This window comes from Kitasatospora sp. NPDC127067, from assembly GCF_042724755.1.
GTDB classification, from domain to species: domain Bacteria; phylum Actinomycetota; class Actinomycetes; order Streptomycetales; family Streptomycetaceae; genus Kitasatospora; species Kitasatospora lactacystinica.
The window spans coordinates 20,704-29,298 of sequence record NZ_JBHXEM010000113.1 but is presented as its reverse complement, the minus strand read 5'-3'; the positions used below and the strand labels follow the sequence as shown (position 1 = coordinate 29,298).

The 8,595-nt window shown below is 75.9% G+C and carries 5 protein-coding genes; 1 reads left to right on the top strand and 4 read right to left on the bottom strand.

The genetic code is table 11. The features are described 5' to 3' along the window. Positions 1-33: 33 nt before the first annotated feature. From ACFWJ4_RS32380 to ACFWJ4_RS32365, 4 genes are all read right to left on the bottom strand, one after another. Complete coding sequence (locus ACFWJ4_RS32380; RefSeq protein WP_380550425.1) at positions 34-2,250, bottom strand: FUSC family protein; 2,217 nt, start codon at positions 2,248-2,250, stop codon at positions 34-36. Between the two features lie 9 nt (positions 2,251-2,259). Beyond that, positions 2,260-3,501, bottom strand: coding sequence for an HTTM domain-containing protein (locus ACFWJ4_RS32375; protein WP_380550422.1), 1,242 nt, complete (start codon positions 3,499-3,501; stop codon positions 2,260-2,262). Continuing rightward, entirely contained in the window at positions 3,498-4,160 is a 663-nt protein-coding gene (locus ACFWJ4_RS32370) for a DUF5819 family protein (RefSeq protein WP_380550420.1), read from the bottom strand. The genes ACFWJ4_RS32375 and ACFWJ4_RS32370 overlap by 4 nt, the downstream gene beginning before the upstream one ends. A 98-nt stretch (positions 4,161-4,258) precedes the next feature. Beyond that, positions 4,259-5,476 carry a rhodanese-like domain-containing protein gene (locus ACFWJ4_RS32365; protein WP_380550417.1) on the bottom strand — a complete coding sequence of 406 codons (1,218 nt, stop codon included), beginning with the start codon at positions 5,474-5,476 and terminating at the stop codon, positions 4,259-4,261. 278 nt (positions 5,477-5,754) lie between these two features. Between ACFWJ4_RS32365 and ACFWJ4_RS32360 the strand changes: the two genes are divergently transcribed. After that, entirely contained in the window at positions 5,755-8,532 is a 2,778-nt protein-coding gene (locus ACFWJ4_RS32360; protein ID WP_380550414.1) for a SpoIIE family protein phosphatase, read from the top strand. Positions 8,533-8,595: the final 63 nt, after the last annotated feature.

The following is an 8,595-nucleotide window of genomic DNA, read 5'->3' as shown; positions in this document are numbered from 1 at the left end:
ACGCCCCACCCCTCGGAGTGGGCAGTCTGAAAATCATCCAGCCCCCGGAGCACCCACCCCCGGAGCCGCCCCCGGCCCCCCACCCTCCCGAGAGCCACCCTCCCGAGAGCCACCCTCCCGAGAACCACCCTCCCGAGAGCCCTCCCCCACAGAAGACCCCCGCAAAGCCCGCTCCAAATCCCGCAGAGCCTGCCCCACCAACCGGGTCCCCGCCCTCACCACATCCCGCTGCACCCCCGCCGGCGCCCCCGCCAGCCCCTCCTCCAACCACACCTGGGCGTCCCGCACCGCCCCGAACTCCACCGTCCGCCCCGTCAGCATCGCCCCCGCCGCGAGCGCCGTCGTCAGCCGCAGCTCCTCCGCGTACGCCCCCGCCCCCGGCACCGGCTCCGCGTCCCCCGCCGGCAGGTGGGCCTCCAGCAGCACCGCCGCCCGCCCGAGGGCCCCGACCGCTGCCCGGGCCCGGTCGATCTGGCGTCGACTCACCCCGGCCAGCCCGGATTCGTGCCGCCCCGGTTCGGCGTCGGCCCGCTGCATCGCCTGGAACAGTTCGGAGCGCGCCTCCCGGGAGTCCAGCAGTGCGCTGCGCACCACCCGCCCGCGCGGCGCCGCCGGCTCCTCGTAGCAGGCGATCACCGCCGCCGCGTACCGTCCGGCGGCCGCCAGCCATTCGGCGAGCCGTTCGCCGAGCCGGGCGGTCTGCCAGGTCGGGAAGAGCGCGTACGTGACGAGTGCGATCGATCCGCCGAGCAGGGTGAGACCGACCCGTTCGAAGGCCGTCACCAGCGGGTTGCCCTCCTGCAGTCCGAGCAGGAACACCACGTACGTGGAGATCCCGACCGTGGTGAGCGCGTACCCGGTGCGGAACGCCAGGTACGACCCGCCGATGCAGATCACCGCCAGCGCGGCCAGCACCCATTGCCCGGGGTGGGCGAGCTGCACCACGAGCGTCGAGACGGCGACTCCGACCACCGTTCCGGCCAGCCGGGCGACGCCCCGGCTGTAGGTCTGGGCGAAGTCCGGCCGCATCACCATCGCGGCGGTCATCGGCGCCCAGTACCCGTGGTGGAATCCGGCGAGCCGGGCCAGCAGGTAGGAGACGGTGACCACTCCGGCGAGCCGGACGGCGTGTTGGAAGATCGCCGAGCGCGGGTGCAGCTGCCGCCGCACGGCCCGTGCCGCGACCGGCAGCATCCGGGCGATGGTGGGCTTGCGCAGCGCCCCGCCGGCCCCGACGACGGGGGTGGTGATGGTGTCCTCGTCGTTGCGGTCCAGGGTGTCCGCGGCCTTCCGCAGCAGCCCGCCGAGCCGCCGGGCGGAGCGCCGGGCCGCGCCCTGGAGCCGCGGCCCGTCGTCGGAGCCGACCAGGGTGAGCGAGGGCGCGGAGCGGGGGAGCCGGACGGGGTCACCGGTGCGGATCGCCCGGGCGAGGGCGTCCATGACCTCGGCGGCGGCGGCCAGCACTTCCCGGGCCCGGTCCCGTCCCGGCCCTTCTTCGGGGGCGCCCACCTTGGGGTCGGCGAGTGCGGCGAGGGTGGGCCGGATGCGCTCGGCGATGCCGCGCAGTCCGCGCAGCTCGGGTGGCCGGTGGCGGTCCTGCCAGGGGGTGAGGGCGGCGGCGTGGCGGGCCGTCATGAACGGCTCCGGGTCGACGTGCGCGGTCGGGTCCTGTCGCAACCGCCGTGCGTAGTCGGCGAGTTCGGCGTAGGTGTCGGCGAGGGCCTCCCGTTGGGCGGTCCAGCTGCCGATCGGCCAGACGGTGATGACGGTGGCCTGGGCGACTCCGCCCAGGGCGGCGACGAGCCCGTGGCCGAGCGCGGTGACCGTGCTGACCGGGAGTTGCACGACGATCAGCATCACCGAGACGGTGTTGGTGGCGACCACTCCGGCGGTGGGCCCGATCGCCCAGGCCAGTCCGGCACCGAAGGCCCACACCGCGAGCAGCACCGGGAACAGCCCGGGGACGCCGGCGGCCAGGTAGCCGAGGAAGGTGCTGATGCCGAGTCCGGCCCCGGCGGCGACGGCGAGGCTGGCCCGGGGCCGGAAGCTGCGCTGGAAGGTGGCCGAGCCGGCGATGAACGCGCCCATCGCGGCCGAGGTGGCGAGCGCGACCCCGCCGAGCGCGAGGGTGGGGAAGAGCACCAGCGCCACCGCGACGGCCCCGCGCACCGCCCGCTTGGGGTCGGTGAGCGCCCGGTCCAGGGTGAGCCCGGTCCGCGCGGTGTCACGAAGTGCGGCGAACCAGGACATAGCGACATCCTAGGCCGGATACCTCCGCCGGATCCGGCTCAGCCGCGCCGCCGCCCACAGCAGTGCCCCGGTCGGCAGGAACACCGCGTCCGCCGCGATCATCGCGAGTGAGAAGACCGGCAGCCCGAGCACGACCGCGATCCCCGCGTGCTCCAGCATCATGACGGCCAGCAGGCCGTTCTTGACCCGCCGGTTGAGCAGCGTGAACGGGAACGCCACCTGGAGGATCACGGTGCCGTAGGAGATCAGGAAGACCGGCAGCAGCGCCGAGCCGACCAGCGCGGACAGCCCCGGCCAGGGCGTGAAGTAGTCCAGGTGCAGCGGGTAGTACAGCGCGGTGCCGTCCTGCCAGCGCGAGCCCTGCACCTTGTACCAGCCGGCCGTGGCGTAGATCAGCACCACTTCGACGGCGATCACCAGCATCGCGCAGTTGTGCACCATGTTCGCCAGCGCGTCGAGCACCGCCCGCGGCTCGCCGTCCGGCCGCAGCCGGCCGAGCGTCCACCAGAGCCCGGCCGCCGTCCAGAGCGCCCAGAACAACGGGGACCAGCCGAGGTACGGGAAGGCCTGGTCGGTCCAGGTCAGGGTGTCCCCGGCGAAGCCGCCGAACTGACAGGCCGCCAGGACGGCTCCGAGCACCGCCCAGAGCACCACTCCGGTCCGCCCGGTTCCTCGGCGCCGGGCGTCCAGCGACCAGACCTCGGCGCAGCGGGTGAAGACCAGGTAGACCGCCATCAGGTGGACGACGTTGTCACCGCCGTCGCCGAGGAAGACGTCGCGGTTCTGCAGGGACAGCACGGTGACCAGGAACAGCACCGTGCTCGCCCTGGTCCGCCAGCCCAGCAGCACGGCCAGGGCGGCCAGCACGGCCAGGTGGTAGACCAGCTCGGACCAGAGCCGGCCGCCGAACCAGGGCAGCACGGTGAACGCCCCGTTGTCGGCCAGCAGCCGTTCGGCCAGCTCCGCCGACCAGGGGGAGAGGTCGCCGTACAGCACCCGCCGGTGCGGCCACTCGCGCAGCAGGTAGGCCAGCCAGACCAGCCCGAAGCCGATCCGCACCACCGCCGCCTGGTGGCGGCCGAGCGCCCGTCCGGTGAACGCCTCGGCGGCCCGCCCGAGCGGTGCCCGCGGCCCGCGTGCCGCCCCCGCCGCCCCGGACTCCACCGGCCGCGCGGCCCCGGTCTGCCGGGGCACCCCGCCGCCCGGTGCCGCCCCTCCCGGTGCGGCGGCCCGCACCGTCGCCTCGTTCATCCGAGCAGCCCCCGGTAGTCCTCGTCCGTCACCGGCCACCACGGCAGCTCCCGCACCCGGGGCGCCGCCGGCGCGGGCTCGCCGCTCCAGGACGGCGGCGGGACGGTGGCCGCGGTCGACCGGAACTGGATCTCCACGACCCGCCCGCCGTCCGCCTCCCGGCCGATCCGTTGCAGGGCGATCCGCTTGAGGTACTGCTCGGCGAGCCTGCCGCGCGGGGAGGCCGGGGTCTCGTCCTGCGGGTTGTGCGAGCCGTCGTAGAAGTCCCACGCCCGGCGCAGCAGGTTCTGCTCGACGTGGCTGGGCGCCGGGTTGCCCCGTATCGCGGCGACGTCCTGGGCGGTCAGCCCGGTCCAGTCGTGGGTGCGGGTGGACCCGTCGGGCGCGGCGGTGCGGATCCGGGCGTCCACGCTCACGTTCTGCTGGAGCGGGTTGGGCGCGAACAGCTTCCAGTTCTGCTCGAACTCCGGGTACACCACGCCGTCGAGTTCGTCCCGGTACTGCCGGGACACCGAGTTGGCGGGCGCGACGTGCAGGAACACCGCGGCGAGGAACAGCCCGGTGCCGCCGGCCAGCACCGACCCGGCGAAGCCGAGGACCAGCTGCGCGGGCCTGGACCAGGTCCTCCCGGCAGCCGGCCGGTCCGTCGTCTCGGTCATGGCCTCCCCCGACCGGTCGGCGGGCGCCACCGGCCCGGTGCCGGCGCGCTCGCGCGCGCCCATCCTGCCGCACGGCACGGACGGCGGGTGCCGGGCCGTCAGAGGACGAAGGCCTCCTGGCCGGTGCTGCTCACCATCGGACGGCCCGCACCCTGCCAGGCGTGCATCCCGCCGTCCACGTTCACCGCGTCCCGGCCCTGCTGCACCAGGTACTGGACGACCTGAGCGGAGCGGCCGCCGACCCGGCAGAGCACGTACAGCTTCTCCTCCGGCAGCTCGCCGAGGCGGGCGATCACCTCGCCGATCGGGATGTGCAGCGCGCCGTCGACGTGGCCGGCGTCCCACTCGTCCTGCTCGCGCACGTCCAGCAGGGCGGCGTCGGCGGGCACGGCGGCGGCGTCGGCGGAGGGGATCTGCGGGAACATCGTGTGGCTCTCCTGGGATTCGCGGGGATGCGTGTCATTGTCGCCCACCGGCGCCGTGCCCCGGCCGCCGGAGGCCGGGCCGTCCGCCGGAGCCGGGCCGCCGAGCAGCCGTTCCAGCTCGGTCCGCCGTTCGGCGGCCTTGGCCAGCAGTTCCTCGGCGAGCTGTTCCAGCAGCCGGTCCGGGTCCTGCGGGGCCAGGGCGAGCAGCTGGCCCATCGGGGTCTGCTCCAGCCGGACCTGCTCGGTGGCGGTCTCGGTGATCTTGGCGGTCAGCCAGTCCAGCCGGCGGCGCAGCCAGTCCGCACGGTCGGGCGCGTCGACGGCGGGCGCGGCCTGCGGCGCGGTGGACCACTCGGCGGCCAGGGCCCCCAGAGCGGTCGCGTCCCCGTACGCGTAGGCCTCGTTGACCCGGGCCAGGAAGGCGGCCCGGCGCTGCTGCTCGGCCGGGTCGGTGGTCAGGTCGGGGTGGGCGCGGCGGACCAGCTCGCGGTAGATCCGCTGGGCGTCCTTGCCGGGCCGCACCCGCTCCGGTGCGGCGGGCGGCGGGGCCGCCTCCCCGTCCTGGCCGGACTGCTCCCGCACCGAGTCGAAGAGCGCGTCCAGGTCCGGCAGGTCCTCGACCTGCTGCCGCGCCTCGGCGGCCCGGCGCAGGTCCTCCGGCCGGCCGGTGCGGGCCGCGACGGCCTCGGCGACCAGCGCGTCCAGTTCGTCCAGCCGGGCGTACAGCGGGCCGAGCAGCTGGTGGTGGATCAGCGCGAAGTTGTCGATCTCGACCCGCAGCGTCTGGACGTCCACGTCCATGCTGAGCCAGGCGAGCTCGGCGGCGGCGACCCGCTCCTCCAGTGCCTGCTGCTCCGGGTCCGTCCAGCGGGCGGGGCTCTGCGCGCTCACTTGTCGCCTCTGTCTCGTCCGGCCGGCTGCGTCCTGCGGGCCACCCGTACGGGCGGTCCGGCCTGCCACCCTACCGCCGTGGTCGCGGGCCCCGTCCGGGTGAACCGGGGGCACGAACCGGCGTGCGGCACACGACACGCAACCGATCCTGAGGAATCTCCCCGTTTCGGTGTCGAGTCCGGCCCGGTCCGTGCTTCGCTGGTATCCGCACAGCGTGCCTTCCTCCGGAGCGACGGCCGCCCCCGGGCGCGGCGGCCAGGCGGGAGCAGAGCGAATCCATGGTGGCCGAGTCCAACTCCACACCGCGGCCGGCGGGCGACGGAACCGCGCCGGGCGACCACCCGACGGGTGTGGCCGCCCTGGTCCGGCTCGTCCCCGTCCTGGTCGACCGGTCCGGCCGGATCGCCCAGTGGGGCCGGGCCGCCGAGGAACTCTTCGGCCACCGCGCCGAGGTCGCCCACGACCGCCCGGCCTCCGGCCTGCTGCCCGCCCTGGAACCCCGGGCGCGCGAACGCTGCTCCGTCCGCCGCCCCTGCGACGCGTTCGACACCCTCGCCGAGCGGACCGCCGACGGCCGCCCCTGGACCGGCCGGCTGACCGTCACCGACCGCGAGGAGCACCAGCGCGACGTGCTCTGGTGGGCCTACCCGCTGCCCGGCCCGGTCGGCGGACTGCTGGCGCTGGCCGCCGACGCCCGCCCGCTGCGCTCCACCGGGCCGCGGCTCGCGCTCGGCGAGCGGCTGCTCCCCTTCGCCTCCGCGCCCGGCGCCCGGGGCGGCTTCCACACCCTGACCGCGGCGCTCACCCCGGCCGGCCGGCCGGTGCCCGAGCCACTGGCCCGGCTGCTGCCCGCCGGCCACCGCGCGGCGCTGCTGGCCGCGCTGGACCGGGGCGGACTGCCCGCCCTGCGGCTGGACCCGGCCACCGTGCTGCCGGTGCTGCCCGCCGACGCGCAGACCGGTACGGCGCACGCGGCCGCCGGCCTCGGCCGCCGCTACCCGACGCCCCAGCAGCGCGCCGCCCGGGTCGGCCCGCCGCCGCAGCCCGAACAGGGCGCGCCCGGCCGCCGGCCGCCCGGCCCGCTGCCCGTCCAGCGCGAGGCCGCCGAACGCCCCTCCGCCCCGGCAGCCGTCCCCTCCGCCGTCCGGCCGGTGGCCGCCGTCGCGGGCGCCGCGGCGGGCGGCCCGCCCGTCCCTCCCCCCGCCTCCGGCCGGGAGGCGCCCCCGCCCACCGCAGGAGCCCCCGCCATCGAGCACACCGCCGTCGAACCCCCCGCCAACGGCCACCCGTTGCCGCGCACCGACCAGGCCACGCCCGCCACCGTCCCGGTCCCCGCGCCGGCGGCCGGGGAGGGCCTGCCCGCCGGACGGCTCGGCCCCTTCCTCACCAACGGTCAGGCCGGCGAACAGCTGGCCCTGCTGAACGAGGTCGGCGGCAAGGTCGGCACCACGCTGGACCTCGGCTTCACCGCCCACGAGCTGTGCCAGGTGCTGGTCCCCCGGATCGCCGACTTCGCCTGCGTGGACCTGGTGGACGGGCTGATCTCGGACTCCGAGCTGCCCGCCGCCCGCCCGGACGACGACACCATGCTGCGCCGGGTCGCCCTGGTCTACAACGAGACCGGCGGCGCCTGGGACCACGTGCTCTCCGAGGGCTCGCTGGTCAGCATGCCCCGCCGCACCCCGCCCGGGATGGCCCTGCAGCTGAACCAGCCGGTGCTGGTCCCGGTGGTCAGCCCGGACGTGGCGGTCGACTACGCGATCGCGCTCGGCGGCGCCCGGCTGGCCCCGGTGGTCACCGGCCGCTCGATGCTGGTCGTCCCGCTCTCCGCCCGCGGCACCGTGCTCGGCATCCTCAAGCTGCTGCGGCTGCCGGACCGCGCCCCCTTCGACGAGGGCGACGCCGCGACCTTCAAGGAGCTGGCCGCCCGCGCCGCGCTGTCGCTGGACAACGCCCGGCTGCACCGCGCCGAGGCGCGGGTCGCCACCACCCTGCAGCGCTCGATGATCCCGACCCGACCGCCGCAGATCCCCGGCGTGCAGATCGCCCACCGCTACCTGCCCGGCGACCCCAAGGCCGAGGTCGGCGGCGACTGGTTCGACGCGATCCAGCTGCCCGGCAGCCGGGTCGCCCTGGTGGTCGGCGACGTGATGGGCCACGGCCTGCACTCGGCGGCCGCGATGGGCCGCTTCCGCACCGCCATGCAGACCCTCGCCGCCCTGGACCTGCCGCCCGGCCAGCTGCTGCGCCACCTGGACAACCTGGCCCACAAGCTCGGCGACGACCACCTCGCGACCTGCCTGTACGCGGTCTACGACCCGATCAACCGGACCTGCGAGCTGGCCAGCGCCGGCCACGTCCCGCCGGTCCTGGTGCACCCGGACGGCAGCGGCGAGCTGCTGGAGATCCCGGCCGGCGCGCCGATCGGCGTCGGCGGGGTGCCGTTCGTCGCCAAGACCATCGACGTCTCGGACGGCTCGATGCTGGTGCTCTGCACCGACGGCCTGGTCGAGGTCCGGGGCGGGGACATAGGGGCCGGCCTGGCCGCGCTCTGCGGCAACCTGATCGACCCCCGGCAGAGCCCCGAGCAGGCCTGCGACGAGGTGCTGCGCCGGCTGCACTCGGACGACCGCAAGGACGACGTCGCCCTGCTGGTGGCCCGCTTCGACGGGGTCGCCCCGTCCGAGGTGGCCACCTGGGACCTCACCGTGGACCACCGCGAGGTCGGCCGGGCCCGCTCGCTGGTGCGCGAGCAGCTGGCCGGCTGGCACCTGGAGGCGCTCAGCGACACCACCGAACTGCTGGTCAGCGAACTGGTGACGAACGCCGTCCGGGTCGCCCGGGACACCGTGAAGCTCCAGCTGATCCGGGTGGACAAACTGCTCGTCGAGGTCAGCGACGACAACCACAACCTGCCCTCGCTGGAGCCGGCCGAGCAGCTCGGCGAGACCGGTCGCGGCCTCACCCTGGTCACCAAGCTCGCCGAACGCTGGGGCACCGCCCGCAAGGCGGTGGGCAAGGTCGTCTGGTTCGAGCTCCCGCTCCCGCACGCCTGACGGCCGCCGGACGCCGAACGGCCGCGTACGGGCACCCGTACGCGGCCGGTGGAACGTCGTCGG

What these genes read in the sequence shown, in the direction of transcription:
- ACFWJ4_RS32380 (WP_380550425.1), bottom strand. Translation starts at nt 2,250, where the DNA reads ATGTCCTGGTTCGCCGCACTTCGTGACACCGCGCGGACCGGGCTCACC.
- ACFWJ4_RS32375 (WP_380550422.1), bottom strand. Translation starts at nt 3,501, where the DNA reads ATGAACGAGGCGACGGTGCGGGCCGCCGCACCGGGAGGGGCGGCACCG.
- ACFWJ4_RS32370 (WP_380550420.1), bottom strand. Translation starts at nt 4,160, where the DNA reads ATGACCGAGACGACGGACCGGCCGGCTGCCGGGAGGACCTGGTCCAGG.
- ACFWJ4_RS32360 (WP_380550414.1), top strand. Translation starts at nt 5,755, where the DNA reads ATGGTGGCCGAGTCCAACTCCACACCGCGGCCGGCGGGCGACGGAACC.